The following is a 16,312-nucleotide window of genomic DNA, read 5'->3' as shown; positions in this document are numbered from 1 at the left end:
GCAATTAATGCCCTCCGAATTCGCGATCACACGCGACGGCTACCATGTTCGGCTTGCCGACCACCGGGTGGAATCGCTGAAAACCCGCATCAGCACCCTGGTCCAGCGGATGTATTCGTGGCGCGGATTGGAAACCGAGCATCCGGTCATGCACACGCAACGCCCCGGTCAAACCACGCTCGTCGCCTGCAAGGGAGACCTGCTGTTCGGCACGCTGACCGTCGGCGTCGATTCCGGCCACGGACTTCTCGCCGACACGCTGTACCGTCCCGAAATCGATCAGGCCCGACGCAAGGGAGCACGGGTCTGCGAAGTCACCCGGCTTGCGATGGACCCGTCGCACAGCTCGCCCGAAGTGATGGCGACGGTGTTCCACCTCGCGTTCATCATCACGCGGCTGATCAACAACATGACCGACCTCTTTGTCGAGGTACATCCGCGTCACACGGGTTTCTACCGCAGGATGATGGGTTATCGCGTCGCGGGACCGGAACGGACGTGCCCGCGCGTCGGTGCTCCCGCCGTATTGATGCGGCTGTCGCTCGAACACGCCGAAGAGCAGATTCGGCGCCTCGGGGGCAACCAGCCCAGCCCCGAACGCAGCCTCTACCGCCTGTTCTTTTCGCCGAGCGAACAGGACCAGCTGCTGCTGAAACTGCGCGGCACGCAGTTCGGCGCTTGAAGCGAAAGTCGTCCGCAGCATCCCCCTCCCCGCTCCGGCATCGGAATCCGGCACGACCGGCTCTTGCCGACTCGAATCGCCGAATCCTCTGAAAACACTATAGGTGCAGCGGAGCGAATTTGCGCGCTCGATGATGCGGAGAGGTCGATTGCGGTCGCGCTAGAACCAGCGCCGCAATTCCATGTACACCCGGTCGCGGTTCGCGAAGCGCCCGAACAGCCCGTTCTGCCCGCCGCCGAACAGGTCGACGCCGACCTGCGCACGCCAGTCGGGCGTCACCCGCCACGCGACTTTCGGGCGCACCATATAGTCCTTGTGCTCGATGCTCGACGCGAGCAGCACCTCGGCCTCGACGTCGTCGCCGAACTTGCGATTGACGAGCAGCGTGAGCCCCCGCTCGTGGCGCTCGACGCCCATCGCCGCCTCGTGCGAACTGATCACGTGCCCGTAATGCTGGATGTTGAAGCGCCAGCGGTCCGCGATCGGAATATCGACGCCGACGATGTAGTCGAAGGTGTTCGATGCTTTCAGCCCGAACGGCGCCGTCGGGTCCGTCGTATTCATGCTGCGCCCGTGCGTATGGACCGCTTCGCCCTTCAGCACGAACGTGCCGAGATCCTTCGACACCGTCCCGCCGATCTGGCGGATCCGGTCATGGCGCAATTCGAAGGTCGGAGCGGGCGAGATCCGGTAGAGCGTCGGCGACACGTCGAGGCTGCGATAGTAGAACGCGGACAGATCCCAGCCGTTGATCAGGTGCGTGGCGCGGACACCCCAGTTCGTGTTCTCGATGCTGTTCGCAGGCTTGCGCTCATGGACGCGCGCATCCGACGGCAGCGGAAACGGGAAAAAGTCCGCACCCGGCTTGCCGACCTCGTCGTAGCTCGGCACCGGAATCCACAGCAACTCGAGGTAGGAGTTCTCGCCGAAATATTCGGCCCGTGCGGCCCACTGCGGAATCCTCAGCGCTTCGAACTCGGGCAGGAAGAACTCGCGCATGTCGCGCGCGGAAACGACGTCGGCGAGAAAGATCCCGACCACTTCGCCCCAGACGACGTGCTGACGGCCGAAGCGGAACTCCCAATCGCCGGCAGACGTGTCGATATAGGCTTCGCGCAGCGACAAATCGCGCCGCTGGTCGCGGCGCACCGGCCCCGGATAGTGGCCGTCTTCGAGCTCGTACGCGCCATCGGCGTCGATCCGCCCCGACAGCTTGAATTTCGCCCGCTCGCCCAGCTTGCCGTTCGCGGCGAGTTCGAAACGGGCGCGGAGTTTCGACCAGTGCGCCGGCTCCTCGTAGGTATACGCCGCGGCCGCTTCCGCGTAGCCGCTCCAGCGCAACCCGCTTCCGGACGGCTCGGCCGGAGCGAGCGGTTTGTCGAGATCGAACAGCGAGTCGAGGTCGTCTGCGGCTGTCGCGGCGGCCGGCCAGAGGCTGCAGGCGACCAGCGCCGCGACCCCGCGCCGGATCGCGGTCACCGCAGATCTCCGGAACCCGCCGCGAAGGTCGACGCGTCGCCACCGGAAGCCGCGGGCGGTGCGTCGCGTTCCGCCTTCCGCTCTTCCCCGACGATCGCCCCGTCCTCGAAATGCACGAGCTGATCGGCGAGGTTCATCACGTGGCGGTCGTGCGTCGAAAACACGAAGGTCGTTCCCGAGCGCCGGTTGATCTCCTTCATCAGCTCGAGGATGCTCTCCCCGGTGTGGCGGTCGAGGTTCGCGGTCGGCTCGTCGGCGAGCACGATCTTCGAGTGGGTCGCGAGCGCGCGTGCGATCGCCACCCGCTGCCGCTGGCCGCCCGAAAGCTGATTCGGCCGGTGCCGCGCGAACTTCGCCAGTCCGACCATTTCGAGGTAATGTGCAACGCGTTCGCGGCGCTCGTGCTTCGACAGCTCCGGGAATTGCAGCAGCGGGTACTCGACGTTCTCTTCGGCGGACAGCACCGGCAGCAGGTTGAAGGTCTGGAAGATGAAGCCGATCGTGCGCGCGCGCAGGTCGGCAAGCTGGTCCGGCGTCTGCCCGGACACATCGCGCCCGTCGATCAGAACGCGGCCCGCGGTCGGCGTGTCTATACAGCCGATGATGTGCAGCAGCGTCGACTTGCCGCTGCCGGACGGCCCGGCAATCGCGAGAAAGACGCCCGGCTCGATCGTCAGCGAGACGTCGCGCAGCGCCTGCACCTCCTGCTCGCCGAGCCGGTATCGCTTGCTGACGTTCTCGACCTGCACGATCGCCATATTGCCCGGGCCCGCAGTGATGAAATCGAAATAAGGATAGCACTCATGGACGATAACGTACGCCCCCGCCGGCGTTTCATGTCGGCGCTCGCCGCCGGGTTTCTCGCCCCCTCCATCGCCCGCGCCGCCGAGCCACAGCAGTCGGCGCAAGGCGACGAAACTGCGCGCAAACTCGTCGCGCAGGCCGACGCGATCCGCTTCCCGCGCGAAAGCTTCCAGACCGACATCACGATCACGAACTTCACCGACGGACAGGCCGGCGACGTGCGCAAGTACCGCATCCTCTCGCGCGGCAACGAGGACACGATCGTGCTGACCCTCGAGCCCGCATCCGAGCGCGGCCAGGCGCTGCTGATGCGCGGCCGCGGCCTGTGGGTGTTCATGCCGTCCGTGTCGCAACCGGTGCGTCTTTCGCTCGCGCAGCGCCTCACCGGCCAGGTTGCGAACGGCGACCTCGCGCGGGCCAACTTTTCGGGCGACTACCAGCCGGTGATCGTGGGTTCGGACACCGTCGAGGGCACCGCGGCGCAGATCCTCGACCTCACCGCCGTCGATCGCAGCGTGACCTACGCGAAGGTCAAGTACTGGGTCGCACAGAAGGATTCGCGGCCAATCCAGGCGGAGTTTTACGCGCTGTCGGGACGCCTGTTGAAGACGTGCCGCTACGAGGATTTCCGCCCCCTCGCCGGCCAGACGCGCCCGACCCGCCTCGTGATGGAAGACGCGCTGAAGAAGGGGGACAAATCGGTGCTCGTGTACGAGTCGATGCAACTGCGCGAACTGCCCGAACGGATGTTCACACGAGAGTACCTGCGCCGCCTGGACTGACGGTTTCAAACTCGGCTCGCATAGCTTCCACGCCGCACTTGTCGAAGCTCCGCGACCGGGCTTCGACAAGCTCAGGGCGGGCAGATGTTCTGATTGCCGACTTGGCAAACCATCGAAGTGCCACGGGCCGCCCCGAGCGCGACCACCTTCGGGCCCTGCGCTTGCTCGCTCCCGGCCATGAAGCCGGCGTGACCGTTCACTCGGGTTTGTCGAAGGGCGCTCGCGCCAGCTTCGAAAAACCCCGCCCGTATCCGATCGCCGGGCCGATCGCCAGAATCCCGCTCCCGAGCCGCCCCATCGATCAGACGACATCCATGCGAAGCGACCCCAAAGATGCCGTAAGCATTTCCGGCAGCACCTCCGGCGAATACAATTCGCCGATGACGACGACAATCCTCCATCACGGTGGCCGCCACGGCGTGACCGGCTCCTGCCACGAACTCGTGCTCGATTCCGCGCACAGCCTTCTGATCGACTGCGGCCTGTTCCAGGGCGCGGACACCATCGCTAGCGGCGGCGCGGAAGCGAAGACCTTCGACATCGATTTCGATGTCCACAACATCGGCGCACTGATCGTCACGCACGTCCATATCGACCACGTCGGACGGATTCCCTGGCTGCTCGCGGCCGGCTTCCAGGGACCGATCCTGTGCAGCGAACCGTCCGCGCGCCTGCTCCCGATCGTCCTCGCCGACGCGTTCGCGCTCGGCATCAGCCGCGACCAGAAGCTCGTCGAGCGCTACCTGAAGCTCGTCGAATCCCGCATCGTCGCGCTGCCCTACCGTCAGTGGCGCCATGTCGTCGACACGCCGGAATTGAAATGCCGCATCCGGCTCCAGCGCGCCGGCCACATCCTCGGCTCGGCCTACGTCGAATGCGAGGTCACGAAACCTCACGCCGGTACGCGCGAGCGGGTGCTTTTCTCGGGCGACCTCGGCGCGCCGTACGCACCTATCCTGAGTCCGCCGTCACCCCCCTGGACCGCGGACCTCGTGATCATCGAGACGACCTACGGCGACCGGGTGCACGAAAACCGCAAGACCCGACGGGACCGGCTGCAGCAGGTGATCGAGCGTGCGCTCAACGACGGCGGCACGGTGATCATGCCGGCCTTCAGCATCGGCCGCACGCAGGAACTCCTGTATGAGCTCGAGGACATCATCCACCGCCAGCACAAGCGCCCGGGCAAGCACGCTGCGCGCTGGGCGAATCTGCGCGTCTATCTCGATTCGCCGCTCGCGACCCGATTCACCAGGGAATACCGCCAGCTCGAAGCGTTCTGGGACGCCGAAGCCCTTGCGCGCGTGCGCGCCGGTCGCGAACCGCTCGCGTTCGACCAGCTCGTCGCGATCGACGACCATGAGGCTCATCTCGCGAACGTGCGGCGACTCGCGCGCAGCGGCGAGCCCGCAATCGTGATCGCCGCCAGCGGCATGTGCACCGGCGGGCGCGTCGTCGATTACCTGAAGGCGATGCTCGGCGACGAGCGCCACGACGTCGTCTTCGTCGGCTACCAGGCGCGCGGCACGCCCGGCCACAGCATCCAGGAATTCGGCCCCCGCGGCGGCTACGTCGACCTCGACGGCGAACGCATCGACATCCGCGCACGCGTCCACTCGATCTCGGGTTATTCCGCGCACGCAGACCGGAACGACCTGACGCGCTTCATCACCGGCATGCGCCACCTGCCGAAGGAAGTACGCCTGATCCACGGCGAACCCGATACCCGCGAAGCCTTCGCCCGCCACCTGATCGAAAAGACCGGCGGGCGAGTGAAGGTGATTCCTTAGCCGGAGAACCGTCTGTTGCCGCTCCATTCCGCCGAGCTCCGGAAGCCGTTGCCGATCGGACCGGGAGTCGGGAGGGGTGCGCGGAATACATGAATGCGCCCGCTATCGATGATTCGCCATGTCGACACTTGCGTTCTTCTACCGCAGATCTTCTGCGATTTCGGCGAGGAGCTGGCTCTGGAAATAAAAACGGGCGCCGAAGCGCCCGTTCGATGTGATGACCGTCCGCGGGCTCAGAACGTGTGGCGCACGCCGACGACGAAGTTGTCGCTGTCTTCGCCGCGCACGGTGACACCGTCGATTCTGTTGCTGGCGAGGTTGGTCTGACGGGTCTCGCTTTCGTTGTCGTTATGCAGGTAGCCGGTGTAAAGCGTGGTGCGCTTGGACAGCGAGTACGTATAGGCCAGCACCCAGGACTTCACGTCGTGGTCGCTGCCCGCGTCGGCGTCGAGCTTGCCCCAGGCCACATGGACATTCCCCGCGCCGACCGGGACGGCCGCACCGATCTGGTAGATCTTGTCGGTGTTGCCCTCGTTGCCGAGCGCATCCTTGACTTGCTGGTACGAACCGAGGACCTTCGCCACGCCGAAATCGTACGCGGCGCCGAGCATCCATTCCTTCTGGTCGTCCGGGCGCGTCGCGTCGCCGCCTTCGATTTGCTGGTAGGTCAGGCCGACGGCAAGCGGGCCGCCCGCATAGTCGAGCCCGATCCCGAGCCGGTCGTTGCTGCGGCGGTCCTCGTCCTGATTCGTTTCGTTGAATCCGTAGATCGCGTTGACGCTCAGGCCCCCGAAGCTCGGCGACTTGTAGTTGATCGAATTGTTGAAGCGCGAACCGCTCCCCGCGTCGATCGTCGCGCCGGCAGCCTTCGCAAGCTGGATCTGCGGGCTGAGCGCGTTCGATCCGCCGGTGGTGTCGTACTTGTTGACGAAGTAGCCCGGCGCATACTGACGACCGAGCCCGATGAAGCCGAAGCCGCCCTGCAGACCGACGAACTGCTGACGCGCGCTGCCGGAGGTGCCGGAGGTGCCGACGCCGTCGTTCTGGTCGAGGTTCAGCGCATATTCGAGGGTGAACAGCGCCTTGAGCCCGTTGCCGAGATCCTCGCTGCCCTTGAAGCCGAGCCGCGAACCCGACAGGCCGCCGCTATTGACGCCGGTGAATTTGTTGTCGTCATACTTGCCATAGCCGAAGTACGCATCCGCGACACCATAGATCGTCACGTTCGACTGCGCCAGCAGCGGAGTCGAGACGGCGCCTGCAAGCGCCAGTGCGATCAGTTTTGCCTTCATGATTTCTCCCTGGTAATTAAGCGAAACAAAATCAGGAAAGCGATTCTCGCAACGTTTGATTACACCTGTGCTACGGGACGGTCGAAATCCGGGACGCGAGGTGCATACGACGCAAAGATTCGCGCAGTGGGGCAAAGCCGATATGGACGAGTCGCGGTCGAAGCGCGAAACAGCGCACGCTGCTCCGGTTCCAGGTCCGCTTCGTCGAGCAACAGATCGAGACGCAGCGAAGACCGTGGCCCCTTGTCGTGCGGACTCATTCCGCTTCAGGACCGACCGATCGATCAGCACGGAATCGGGCGTCGTCGCGCCGTCTTGCGCTCAGGTGGATCCCGTGCATCGCCTGCGGGATACACGTTTCCGCCCCGGTCCGCTTTGATGGTTGGCAGCACCGTCCCGAGCAATCGGTGAACTCGGACACCCGCCGGTCATCGACACCGGACCATCTTGCCGCAACTGTCCGATGCCCCCACGCCTCGGGGCGACGTGTTCGCCTCCCTTTCGGATATGCGTCAGAGGGTTTGCTGAAAGCGTCGGACTTCGACGATGCGGGCCGCCCCTGCCCACCATGTCGCGTCGCATCGGCGTCGTATTCGTCGGGCCAGCGGTTTGCCTTCGGCTTCCGCCGGATTCGCGATTACCCGCAATGCGCTTGCCGTTCGGCGAACCTTTCCCTTCCCGGCAGCAGGTGACCGGCACCTCCAGGCAGGAGGGCCCCGCAGGGCCCTCAAAAAAAACGGGTGCCGAAGCACCCGTTGGAGTTCAAACCGTCAGGAGACGATTAGAACGTGTGGTTCAGGCCGACGAAGAAGTTCTTATCCTTCTCGCCGAGGCTCTGACCAGTGGTCTTCGCTTGCGACGTGATAGCGGCGGCGTCGTCGTTGTCGATCATGCTAAGGCCCGTGTAGACGGTCGTGCGCTTCGACAGGCCATGCGAGTAGAGCAACGTCGCGGCGGAGCTATCGAGGTTGTTGGCGTCGGCACTGATGCGGCCATAGGATGCGTGCAGCTTGCCGGCAGCGCTGACCGGGACGACGGCGCCGACCTGCCAGACCTTGTCCTTGTCTTCCGCTACGGTTGCGTCCTTGATCTGCTGATAGGAAGCGACCAGCTTGACCATGCCGAGATCGTAACCGGCGCCCAGGTACCATTCCTTCTTGGTCTTGTCGGCCGTCGTCAACCCAACCGGAGTTCCAGTGACAAACCCGTTAACGGGATCGACGCCGGTGACGGTGACGCCGCTTCCAATGTTAGCCGGCTGGAACTTCTCGGTACCGATCGTACCCGCATCCTGCTTCACTTGGCTGTAGACGAGGCCGATGCCGAGGGGGCCGTTCGAATAATCGGCGCCGATCGCCGCGAGGTCACCCGAGCGGCGGTTATTGTCCTGGTTCTCTTCGTTGAAGCCATAGATCGCGTTCAGGGTCAGGCCACCCCAGTTCGGCGACTTGTAGTTGACCGAGTTGCTGACGCGAGCGGCGCTGCCGGCAACAATATTCGAGCCAAGGGTGTTCGCCAGGAGGAACTGCGGGCTGAACGGAACGGTCGGGATGGCGTCGTACTTTGCCGAGGTCCAGTAGCCCGGCGAGTACTGGCGGCCGAGACCGACGAAACCGAAGTCGCCCTGCAGACCGACGAACTGCTGGCGGGCGCGCGTCGCGCTGTTCTTCGCGGTGCCGCGGCTGCCGATGCCTTCGTTCTGGTCGATGTCGATACCGTACTCGAGCGTAAACACGCCCTTCAGGCCGTTGCCGAGGTCTTCGGTGCCACGGAAGCCGATGCGGGAACCAGCCAAGCCGCCGCTGCTCACACCGGTAAACTTGTTGTCGTCATACTTGCCATAGCCGAAATAGGCATCGACAACGCCATAGACGGTCACGTTCGACTGCGCGAAAACCGGAGCAGAGACCAGGCCGGCGATGGCCAGGGCGATCAGTTTCTTCTGCATTTGTTTCTCCTCTAATTTGAAGCTGAGACCGTGGCACTGACCCCGGCCAGACTTACCTCTCAAGCGAGAAGTTGCGGTGATTGTGCAAAGCCGGCCGCGGGCAACGCAAGTTCGACACGGCCTGAAGGGGCGGTTTGAGCAAAAGGTGTTGTGCAGGCGCAACAGGGGGCCTGTTTGGCATGGCGAGGCGACGTCGACGTCATCGAAGCCCTTGCGTACGAACCTGTTTCGATGCATTACAAACGAATGAATTTTCAGGCGATTCGGTTGACCTGCGGTTTCCGGAATGCGCAGCCGGCTTGCACCGAACCGCGCCCGGCGAAAGCCGGGAATCGTTGCGAGAAAGCTCGCGACCGACGGGAAATGCGGAGCCGGAGCGCTCTCGCGGACGGAACTCGCGTCCCCTTTAGCACTCTCACTTCGTGAGTGCTAAGATCACGAATAAAGGAGGACCTGAATCCATGAGTCAAGCCCTGTCATTCCCGCTTCCTTCAGCCGTTGGCAGCATCGACCAGTACATCCAGGCGGTGAACCGCATCCCGTTGCTCACGGAGCACGAGGAAGTGGATCTGGCGACGCGTCTGCGCGACGAGGGCGACGTGGAAGCAGCGCGCAAGCTCGTCATGTCGCACCTGCGGCTGGTCGTCGCGATCGCGCGCGGCTACCTCGGCTACGGGCTGCCCCATGCCGACCTCATCCAGGAAGGCAACATCGGCCTGATGAAGGCCGTCAAGCGCTTCGACCCGACGCGCGGCGTGCGGCTGGTGTCGTTCGCGATGCACTGGATCAAGGCCGAGATCCACGAATACATCCTGAAGAACTGGCGTCTGGTGAAGATCGCGACGACCAAGGCGCAGCGCAAGCTATTCTTCAACCTGCGCGGGCTCAAGCAGGACACCGGCGCGCTCAACCGCGACGAAGTCCAGGCGATCGCGTTGCAGCTCGGCGTCAAGCCCGAGGAAGTCGTCGAGATGGAAACGCGTCTTTCGGGCCGCGACATCCAGCTCGAGGGCGGCAGCGACGACGATGACGAGCGCTTCGCGCCGATCGCCTATCTGCCCGACCCGCACGCCGAGCCGTCCGAAGTCCTCGAACAGGCGCAGCTCGCGCGGCTGCAGGACGAGGGGCTCAACGACGCGCTCGCGAGCCTCGACGATCGCGCGCGCAACATCGTCAAGCGGCGCTGGCTGACCGAAGGCGACAGCGCGACGCTGCACGAGCTCGCCGCCGAATACGGCGTCTCGGCCGAGCGCATCCGCCAGATCGAGGCGAAGGCGATGCAGAAGATGCGGGGACTGCTGGTCGCGGCTTGATCCGGCGTGACGGCGGCGTTCGCGCCGATCCGTCACGTCTCAGGCCGGCTCCCCCGCGCTTCGGCGCTGCCCGAGCGGCCGATTCGACGCAAGTCGGCGTGAGCCGCAGGCGACGCCCGACGCGGGAGCCTCCGAAAGCCGCGAATTTCGGACGTCGCTTTGCTCGGTCCAACCAGGGTTCGTGCTTGCCTGATCGAGTCGGTCGGCGCAGCGCGACGTGCGAAGCAGGCTCGCGCCGGCGCGCTTTCGGGCGTCGTCGCGCGATTCCTAACTCCCGGCGAGCAACGCGCGAATGTCGGCGGTGATGTTTTCCGCCGTTTCGCCGTGTTTCACATACAGCCGCACGCGGCCTTGCGGGTCGAAGATGTAGGTACCCGCGGCGTGGTCGACGGTGTAGTTCGGGCCGCTCGTGTCGCCGCTCTTCTGGTAGAAGGTACGAAAGTCCTTCGCGACCGCGGCGGTTTCGTCGACGCTGCCGCGCAGGCCGAGGAAGCGCGCATCGAAGGCCGGGACGTAGTTCGCGAGCAGCGCCTGAGTGTCGCGCTCGGGATCGACCGTGACGAACAGGACCTGAACGCGATCGGCATCGGGGCCGAGGCGGCGCATCACTTCGCTCATCGTCGTCAAGGTCGTCGGGCAGACGTCCGGGCATTGCGTGTAGCCGAAGAAAACCGTGACGACCTTGCCGCGGAAGTCGTCGAGCGTGCGCGGCTTTCCGTTATGGTCGGTCAGCGCGAGCGTGCGACCGTATTCGGCGCCGGTGATGTCGGTGGCGTGGAAGGTCGGCGCGGGCGGGCCGGAACAGGCAGCGAGCGCGAGCGCTGCCGCAACGACAAGGGTACGGAACATCGGGCATCCGGGGCGTAATCAGAACCGGAGGTAATGATCCGCCAGCAGCGCCGCGAAGAGCAAGAACAGATACAGGATCGAGAAGCGGAACGTGCGGCGCGCGAGCGCGTCGCTGTAGTCGACGTAGAGCCGCCATGCGTAGCGCAGGAACGCACCGCCGAGCGCGACCGCCGCGGCGAGATACACGCCGCCACTCATCCGCGTCGCGTACGGCAGCAGCGTCACGCCGAACAGGATACAGGTGTAGAGCAGCACCGAGAGGCGGGTGAATTCGGGTCCGTGCGTGAGCGGCAGCATCGGCAGGCCGGTGCGGGCGTAGTCGGCGCTGCGGTACAGCGCGAGCGACCAGAAATGCGGCGGCGTCCACGCGAAGATGATCAGGAACAGCAGCAGCGCGTCGGCGCTGACGTCGCCGGTGACCGCCGCCCAGCCGAGCACCGGCGGCATTGCGCCGGAAGCGCCCCCGATCACGATGTTCTGCGGCGTGCGCGGCTTCAGCAGCACCGTATAGACGATCGCGTAGCCGACGAAGGTCGCGAGCGTGAGCCACATCGTCAGCGGGTTCACCCAGGTGTAGAGCACACTCAGGCCGACGCCGCCGAGCATCCCGGCGAACAGCAGCGTCTCCCGCGCGGTCAGCTCGCCGGTCGGCAGCGGACGCCAACGCGTTCGGGTCATGCGCGCATCGAGGCCGGCCTCGATCAGGCAATTCATCGCGGCGGCCGCGCCGGCGACGCAGGCGATGCCGATCGTCGCCGCGAGCACGATCGCGGGCGATGGCAGTCCGCTGCCCTCGGCGAGGAACATGCCGATCACCGCGCAGAACACGATCAGCGTATTCACGCGCGGCTTCGTCAGCACGTAGAACGCGTGCAGCCGCCGGGCGGCGGCGTGCCGGTCAAGCGTAAGAGTTCTCGTGTTCATGCTTTCCCCTCCCGGCGACTTTCCGCCGTCCGACGGCAGCTTCGGCCCGCAGCGGACCGACGCGGTAGTTGATCGACACGAGCAGCGCGACGAGCAGCACCGCGCCCGCGTTGTGCGCCACCGCGAGCGCGAGCGGCAGGCCGAAGACGACGTTCGCGATGCCGAGCGCAACCTGGAGCGTGATCGCGGCAAGCAGCGCGAGGCCGAGCGGCTGCGTCGATTGCCGGCGCGCGAGCAGCCACGCGAGGAGGCACAGCGCCGCAGCGGCGACGACCGCGCCGAGCCGGTGCGACCAGTGGATCGCGGTCAGCGCCGGGAGCGGCAGAAAATCGCCATCGGCCGTCATGCCGAGCTCGCGGACGATGTGAAACGCGTTTCCGTAATCGGTCTCGGGCGAGAAACTGCCGTGACAGGTCGGGAAATCGGTGCAGGCGAGCGCCGCATAGTTCGTGCTCGTCCAGCCGCCGAGCACGATCTGGGCGACGAGCAGCACCAGGCCGACCCGGGCGACCGCCCGCACGCCCGGCGGCATGGGCAGTCTCGCGACGCGGTGCGCGCGCAGCCCCAGCCAAGCGAGCAGCGCCAGTGTCGTCAGTCCGCCGAGCAGATGCGCGGTGACGATCGCCGGTTTCAGCAGCAGCGTGACCGTCCATTTGCCGAGCAGCCCCTGGAAGATCACGACGCCGACGAGCAGCGCCGCGACGCCGGGCGCGACGCCCTGCCGGTCTCGCCGCCGCCAGGAGAGCGCGGCGATCATGAGGATCAGCAGCCCGAGACTCGCGGCGAGGTAGCGGTGGATCATCTCCTTCCACGCTTTCGGCAGGCTCACCGGGCCCTGCGGGTCGACCGCGTGCGTCTGCAGAATGTCGGCCTGCGCGTGGTGCGGGCTCACTTGCCCGTAGCACCCGGGCCAGTCGGGGCAGCCGAGACCGGCGTCGGCGAGGCGGACGTAGGCGCCGAAGACGATCACGACCGCGGTGAGCACGAACGCGACGAGGATCAGCCGTCGATAGAGGCTCATGACTCGCTCCGGCCGAGCGGCGAGTATTTCAGCAGACGCTTCAGGTCCTTGATCACGAGCTTGATGTCGGCCAGCGGCGGAAATCGCATCATCGCGTTGCCGAACGGATCGACGAGGATCAGCCGGCCGCCCTCCTTCGCCGCGGGCAGCGCCGCGATCCACGAAGGGTCGGCCCGTGCGACACGCAGCTCCTCCTGATCGGCAAGAACGCGAGGCGACGGAACTGCGTCGTCGGTGACGACCCACAGCCGCCCGACCCGCGTCATGTCTTCGCCCTGCGCCAGACGCGATTGCCGCGACGCGTACAGCGCGTGCTCGCAAGTCGCGTCGCAATTGCCGGGACCGACGTAGACCAGCGTCCAGCGCCCGTTCAGCTCGGCGCGCTCGACCGCGGCTTGCCCTCCGACGCCGGCGAGCCGCGCGTCGGGCAGCGGCGCCGGGCCGATGAGCTCGCCGTAATTCACCTTGCCGGTCGGCTGCCACACGTAGTACGCGAGATACGACGCCGCGACGGGCAGCGTGCACACGAGGGCGAGCGCAGCGAGGGTGAGCTTCGCTTTGCGTTGTGTCACGTTGCCAGCCTCCTTATCACATACGCTGCGGTCATTACGAACGACAGGCCGGCGAGCGAATACCACTGGAACGCGTAGCCCCGGTGGCGGTCGATGCCGGCGTCGGGGCGCGGCCAGTCGCGCACGAGCCCGTCACCGGCGTCGGACGTCTGCTGCACGATCCAGTCGCGTACCGGCAGCCCGCTCGATTCGCGATAGCGCGCGAGGTCGAGGTATTGCCAGACCTGCCCGCGCCCGGCCTCGGCCGCGAGGGTGAAGGGATGCGCTTCGGGCACCCGCACGGTCCCGGCGAGCTCGACCGGGCCGGTGGGCGATACGACCGGCGGCAACTCGCGGCGGTCGAGGGTGCCGGCGATCCAGCCGCGATTCACGAGCACGAGGTCGCCGCCATCGGCGAGCCGCAGCGGGGTCAGCACGTGGTAACCGACGCGACCGCGCAGGACACGGTTGTCGAGGTAGATCGTCTGCGCCGCCTGCCATTCGCCGCGCAACGCAACCGTCCGCCACTCGGCAACGTCGCGCGCGCGGGAGGCGGGAACGGTGTCGGCTGCGACGCCGGCTTCGATGCGCGCCTGCAGATCGGCTTTTTCCGCCGCGCGACGGACTTGCCAGTTGCCGAGCAGCAAGGTCACGACCAGGACCGCGAGGCCGGCAACGAGCGGCACCGGATGGAGCCGCGTGAAACTCATCGCTTCACCTCCCCCGCAGTTGAAGAAACCGCGCGAAAATGAGCGCCAATACCCGCCCGCCGGAGCCCCGTCATGCGCATCGTCGTGATCGTCTTCCTCGTGCTCATCGTCGGCAGCCTCGCGTCGGCGCTGCTGTTCCTGCTGCGCGACCACGGCAGAGGACGGCGCACGGCGCGCGCGCTGGCGATCCGCGTCGGATTGTCGATCGCGCTGTTCGTGCTGCTGATGGCGGGATTCGCGACGGGGCTGATCACGCAGCGCCTCTGACTACAGCCAATACACGACGACGAAGAGCATCAGCCAGACGACGTCGACGAAGTGCCAGTACCACGCGGTCGCCTCGAACGCGAAGTGGTGGTCGGGGCGGAAATGGCCGGCGAGGACGCGCCCTAGCGTCACCGTCAGCATGATCGCGCCGATCGTCACGTGCAGTCCGTGAAAGCCGGTCAGCAGGAAGAAAGTCGAGCCGTAGATGCCGGTATCGAGCCGCAGGTTGAGCTCCCGGTAGGCGTGGACGTATTCGTAGATCTGGAAGCCGAGGAAGGTCGCGCCGAGCAGGACCGTCAGCAGCAGGCCGAGCTTCAACTGCGTGCGGTTGCCCTTCAGCAGGCCGTAGTGCGCCCAGGTCAGCGTGCCGCCGGAGGTCAGCAGGATCAGCGTGTTCAGCGCCGGAATGCCCCACGCGCCCATCGGCGTGAAAGGATCGGCGATGTACGGGCCGTCGGTGGGCCACGCGGACGTGAAGCCGGGCCAGATCAGCGCCTCGTTGGCCCCGCTCGCGAGGGACGGGACCGTCAGCACGCGCGAGTAGAACAGCGCGCCGAAGAACGCGGCGAAGAACATCACTTCCGAGAAGATGAACCAGCCCATCGACCAGCGGAACGAGCGGTCGACTTTCACGCCGTACTTGCCGCTCTCGGATTCGCGGATGACCTGCCCGAACCAGCCGAACAGCATGTAGACCAGCACCGCGATGCCGAGGAAGAACACCCATTGCCCCGGCTCGATGCGGTTGAGCCACATCACGGCGCCCGACGCGAACAGCAACAGCGCGATCGAGCCGAAGATCGGATACTTCGACGGCTCGGGGACGAAATATCTTTCCATCGCGTGCGTCATGACTGTCTCCCTGTTTGGCCGTCGTTTCGCAGTCCCGCGCCTGACGCGCATTTCCATTTCGGCCCGACCGAAAACACCTTGCGGCGAACCTGCCTTCGCTGCCCTCACGAACGGACGAGCTTCTCGTCGCGTCCGCGCTTCGCGCCCCCTACGCCTCGCCCCGCTACGCGCCGACGACGAACTTCACCACCGCCACCAGCGTCAGCACGAACACCAGGCCGGCGAGCAGGCCGGCGAAGATCACCGCCTTCGGGTCGAGCGAGCTCGCATCGAGGTGGTAGTCGTCCCGGCGCCGAATGCCGGCGAACGCCCACAGCACCGCCTTCAGCGTCGCCCAGAATCCCGCCCGCTGCGGCGGCGTGTTGCCGCCGCGATCCGCGTCGCTCAAGACGGCGTCCCCTTGCCTCCGTCGCTGACCATCCGCCGCCCCGCGATCTCGAAGAAGGTGTAGGAAAGCGTGATCGTGCCGACATCCGCGGGCAGACCCGGATCGACGACGAAGGCGACCGGCATCAGCCGCTTCTCCCCCGGCGCGAGCGTCTGCTGCGAGAAGCAGAAGCACTCCATCTTGCGGAAGAATTTCCCGGCGACCTGCGGCCCATAGCTCGGTACCGCCTGACCGGTGACCGGCTCGCTGCGACCGTTCGACACCTCGTAGGCGACCGTCACGAGTTCGCCCGGATGCACCTGCACCGACGTCTGCAGCGGACGGAACTGCCACGGCAGATCGTGGACGTTGGCGTCGAACTGCACGGTGATGGTGCGCGTCGCGTCGACCTGCGTGTTCGTGACGCTGTCGGCACGGAGCAGGTTGTTGAGGCCGGTCACTTCACAGATCTTTTCGTAGAACGGCACGAGCAGGAAACCGAAGCCGAACATCACGACCGCCGCGACCGCGAGTCGCACGAGCATTCGACGGTTTTCGGACGCGGCGCCGTTCATTACGCGAACACCTTGTATTTGAGGATGACGCCGACGAAGAACGCGAGCGCGACGGCCGCGAGCAGCAAGCCGGTGCGAAGGTTCCTCGAGCGCCTGGAGTCCATCT

18 protein-coding genes are annotated in these 16,312 nt (G+C 65.9%); 5 read left to right on the top strand and 13 right to left on the bottom strand.

The genetic code is table 11. The features are described 5' to 3' along the window. Nucleotides 1–7 precede the first annotated feature (7 nt). The gene (locus ROZ37_RS10035) at nt 8–682 is read left to right on the top strand and encodes an N-acyl amino acid synthase FeeM domain-containing protein (protein ID WP_312659195.1); all 675 of its coding nucleotides are present in this window, start codon (nt 8–10) and stop codon (nt 680–682) included. Between the two features lie 159 nt (nt 683–841). On the opposite strand, the gene ROZ37_RS10030 is transcribed toward ROZ37_RS10035, so the two are convergent. Both ROZ37_RS10030 and ROZ37_RS10025 read right to left on the bottom strand, forming a co-directional pair. Beyond that, nucleotides 842–2,161, bottom strand: coding sequence for a DUF1302 family protein (locus ROZ37_RS10030; protein WP_312659194.1), 1,320 nt, complete (start codon nt 2,159–2,161; stop codon nt 842–844). Then, the gene (locus ROZ37_RS10025; protein ID WP_312659193.1) at nt 2,158–2,919 is read right to left on the bottom strand and encodes an ABC transporter ATP-binding protein; all 762 of its coding nucleotides are present in this window, start codon (nt 2,917–2,919) and stop codon (nt 2,158–2,160) included. The genes ROZ37_RS10030 and ROZ37_RS10025 overlap by 4 nt, the downstream gene beginning before the upstream one ends. A gap of 45 nt (nt 2,920–2,964) precedes the next feature. Between ROZ37_RS10025 and ROZ37_RS10020 the strand changes: the two genes are divergently transcribed. Together ROZ37_RS10020 and ROZ37_RS10015 are read left to right on the top strand one after the other, a co-directional pair. Further along, nucleotides 2,965–3,747, top strand: coding sequence for an outer membrane lipoprotein-sorting protein (locus ROZ37_RS10020; protein WP_312659192.1), 783 nt, complete (start codon nt 2,965–2,967; stop codon nt 3,745–3,747). Nucleotides 3,748–4,127: 380 nt separating this feature from the next. Further along, on the top strand, nt 4,128–5,537 hold the full coding sequence (locus ROZ37_RS10015) for an MBL fold metallo-hydrolase (RefSeq protein ID WP_312659191.1): 1,410 nt from the start codon (nt 4,128–4,130) through the stop codon (nt 5,535–5,537). A 233-nt stretch (nt 5,538–5,770) separates the two neighbouring features. Here ROZ37_RS10015 and ROZ37_RS10010 read toward each other — a convergent pair whose 3' ends face one another. Both ROZ37_RS10010 and ROZ37_RS10005 read right to left on the bottom strand, forming a co-directional pair. Then, a complete protein-coding gene (locus ROZ37_RS10010) occupies nt 5,771–6,829 on the bottom strand; it encodes a porin (protein WP_312659190.1) in 1,059 nt (352 codons plus the stop codon). Between the two features lie 781 nt (nt 6,830–7,610). Next, the gene (locus ROZ37_RS10005) at nt 7,611–8,777 is read right to left on the bottom strand and encodes a porin (protein ID WP_312659189.1); all 1,167 of its coding nucleotides are present in this window, start codon (nt 8,775–8,777) and stop codon (nt 7,611–7,613) included. 461 nt (nt 8,778–9,238) lie between these two features. Here ROZ37_RS10005 and rpoH point away from each other — a divergent pair, with 461 nt between their 5' ends. Continuing rightward, nucleotides 9,239–10,090: an RNA polymerase sigma factor RpoH gene (gene rpoH / locus ROZ37_RS10000; protein WP_312659188.1), complete on the top strand. Its 852-nt coding sequence runs from the start codon at nt 9,239–9,241 to the stop codon at nt 10,088–10,090. Between the two features lie 267 nt (nt 10,091–10,357). Here the strand turns inward: rpoH and ROZ37_RS09995 are convergent, their stop codons facing one another. From ROZ37_RS09995 to ROZ37_RS09975, 5 genes are read right to left on the bottom strand one after another with little or no spacing between them, the layout of a single operon-like run. Next, nucleotides 10,358–10,939: an SCO family protein gene (locus ROZ37_RS09995; RefSeq protein ID WP_312659187.1), complete on the bottom strand. Its 582-nt coding sequence runs from the start codon at nt 10,937–10,939 to the stop codon at nt 10,358–10,360. 18 nt (nt 10,940–10,957) lie between these two features. Further along, complete coding sequence (gene cyoE, locus ROZ37_RS09990; RefSeq protein WP_312659186.1) at nt 10,958–11,863, bottom strand: heme o synthase; 906 nt, start codon at nt 11,861–11,863, stop codon at nt 10,958–10,960. Continuing rightward, on the bottom strand, nt 11,838–12,884 hold the full coding sequence (locus ROZ37_RS09985; protein ID WP_312659185.1) for a COX15/CtaA family protein: 1,047 nt from the start codon (nt 12,882–12,884) through the stop codon (nt 11,838–11,840). Before ROZ37_RS09985 ends, cyoE begins: the two co-directional genes overlap by 26 nt. Next, the gene (locus ROZ37_RS09980; protein WP_312659184.1) at nt 12,881–13,456 is read right to left on the bottom strand and encodes a hypothetical protein; all 576 of its coding nucleotides are present in this window, start codon (nt 13,454–13,456) and stop codon (nt 12,881–12,883) included. Before ROZ37_RS09980 ends, ROZ37_RS09985 begins: the two co-directional genes overlap by 4 nt. Beyond that, complete coding sequence (locus ROZ37_RS09975) at nt 13,453–14,145, bottom strand: SURF1 family protein (protein WP_312659183.1); 693 nt, start codon at nt 14,143–14,145, stop codon at nt 13,453–13,455. Before ROZ37_RS09975 ends, ROZ37_RS09980 begins: the two co-directional genes overlap by 4 nt. Nucleotides 14,146–14,217: 72 nt before the next feature. On the opposite strand from ROZ37_RS09975, the gene ROZ37_RS09970 reads away from it, so the two are divergent. Next, nucleotides 14,218–14,412 (top strand): twin transmembrane helix small protein, encoded by a 195-nt coding sequence (locus ROZ37_RS09970; protein ID WP_312659182.1) that lies wholly within the window; start codon nt 14,218–14,220, stop codon nt 14,410–14,412. Here the strand turns inward: ROZ37_RS09970 and ROZ37_RS09965 are convergent, their stop codons facing one another. From ROZ37_RS09965 to ROZ37_RS09950, 4 genes are all read right to left on the bottom strand, one after another. Further along, nucleotides 14,413–15,264, bottom strand: coding sequence for a cytochrome c oxidase subunit 3 (locus tag ROZ37_RS09965; RefSeq protein WP_312659181.1), 852 nt, complete (start codon nt 15,262–15,264; stop codon nt 14,413–14,415). Nucleotides 15,265–15,427: 163 nt separating this feature from the next. After that, nucleotides 15,428–15,652, bottom strand: a complete 225-nt coding sequence (locus tag ROZ37_RS09960) for a DUF2970 domain-containing protein (RefSeq protein WP_312659180.1) — start codon at nt 15,650–15,652, stop codon at nt 15,428–15,430. Beyond that, complete coding sequence (locus ROZ37_RS09955) at nt 15,649–16,206, bottom strand: cytochrome c oxidase assembly protein (RefSeq protein WP_312659179.1); 558 nt, start codon at nt 16,204–16,206, stop codon at nt 15,649–15,651. The genes ROZ37_RS09960 and ROZ37_RS09955 overlap by 4 nt, the downstream gene beginning before the upstream one ends. Next, nucleotides 16,206–16,310, bottom strand: a complete 105-nt coding sequence (locus ROZ37_RS09950) for a cytochrome oxidase small assembly protein (protein ID WP_312659178.1) — start codon at nt 16,308–16,310, stop codon at nt 16,206–16,208. Before ROZ37_RS09950 ends, ROZ37_RS09955 begins: the two co-directional genes overlap by 1 nt. Between the last annotated feature and the right edge of the window lie 2 nt (nt 16,311–16,312).

This window comes from Aromatoleum sp., assembly GCF_032027225.1.
Classification (GTDB): domain Bacteria; phylum Pseudomonadota; class Gammaproteobacteria; order Burkholderiales; family Rhodocyclaceae; genus Aromatoleum.
This window is presented reverse-complemented; position numbering and strand designations above follow the sequence as displayed.

Excerpts from the sequence above, each read along its gene's own strand:
- ROZ37_RS09955 (WP_312659179.1), bottom strand. The coding sequence starts at position 16,206 with ATGAACGGCGCCGCGTCCGAAAACCGTCGAATGCTCGTGCGACTCGCG.
- ROZ37_RS09950 (WP_312659178.1), bottom strand. The coding sequence starts at position 16,310 with ATGGACTCCAGGCGCTCGAGGAACCTTCGCACCGGCTTGCTGCTCGCG.
- ROZ37_RS09965 (WP_312659181.1), bottom strand. The coding sequence starts at position 15,264 with ATGACGCACGCGATGGAAAGATATTTCGTCCCCGAGCCGTCGAAGTAT.
- ROZ37_RS10010 (WP_312659190.1), bottom strand. The coding sequence starts at position 6,829 with ATGAAGGCAAAACTGATCGCACTGGCGCTTGCAGGCGCCGTCTCGACT.
- ROZ37_RS09970 (WP_312659182.1), top strand. The coding sequence starts at position 14,218 with ATGCGCATCGTCGTGATCGTCTTCCTCGTGCTCATCGTCGGCAGCCTC.
- ROZ37_RS10020 (WP_312659192.1), top strand. The coding sequence starts at position 2,965 with ATGGACGATAACGTACGCCCCCGCCGGCGTTTCATGTCGGCGCTCGCC.
- ROZ37_RS10015 (WP_312659191.1), top strand. The coding sequence starts at position 4,128 with ATGACGACGACAATCCTCCATCACGGTGGCCGCCACGGCGTGACCGGC.
- ROZ37_RS09995 (WP_312659187.1), bottom strand. The coding sequence starts at position 10,939 with ATGTTCCGTACCCTTGTCGTTGCGGCAGCGCTCGCGCTCGCTGCCTGT.
- ROZ37_RS09975 (WP_312659183.1), bottom strand. The coding sequence starts at position 14,145 with ATGAGTTTCACGCGGCTCCATCCGGTGCCGCTCGTTGCCGGCCTCGCG.
- ROZ37_RS10005 (WP_312659189.1), bottom strand. The coding sequence starts at position 8,777 with ATGCAGAAGAAACTGATCGCCCTGGCCATCGCCGGCCTGGTCTCTGCT.
- ROZ37_RS10035 (WP_312659195.1), top strand. The coding sequence starts at position 8 with ATGCCCTCCGAATTCGCGATCACACGCGACGGCTACCATGTTCGGCTT.
- rpoH (WP_312659188.1), top strand. The coding sequence starts at position 9,239 with ATGAGTCAAGCCCTGTCATTCCCGCTTCCTTCAGCCGTTGGCAGCATC.
- cyoE (WP_312659186.1), bottom strand. The coding sequence starts at position 11,863 with ATGAACACGAGAACTCTTACGCTTGACCGGCACGCCGCCGCCCGGCGG.
- ROZ37_RS10025 (WP_312659193.1), bottom strand. The coding sequence starts at position 2,919 with ATGGCGATCGTGCAGGTCGAGAACGTCAGCAAGCGATACCGGCTCGGC.
- ROZ37_RS09985 (WP_312659185.1), bottom strand. The coding sequence starts at position 12,884 with ATGAGCCTCTATCGACGGCTGATCCTCGTCGCGTTCGTGCTCACCGCG.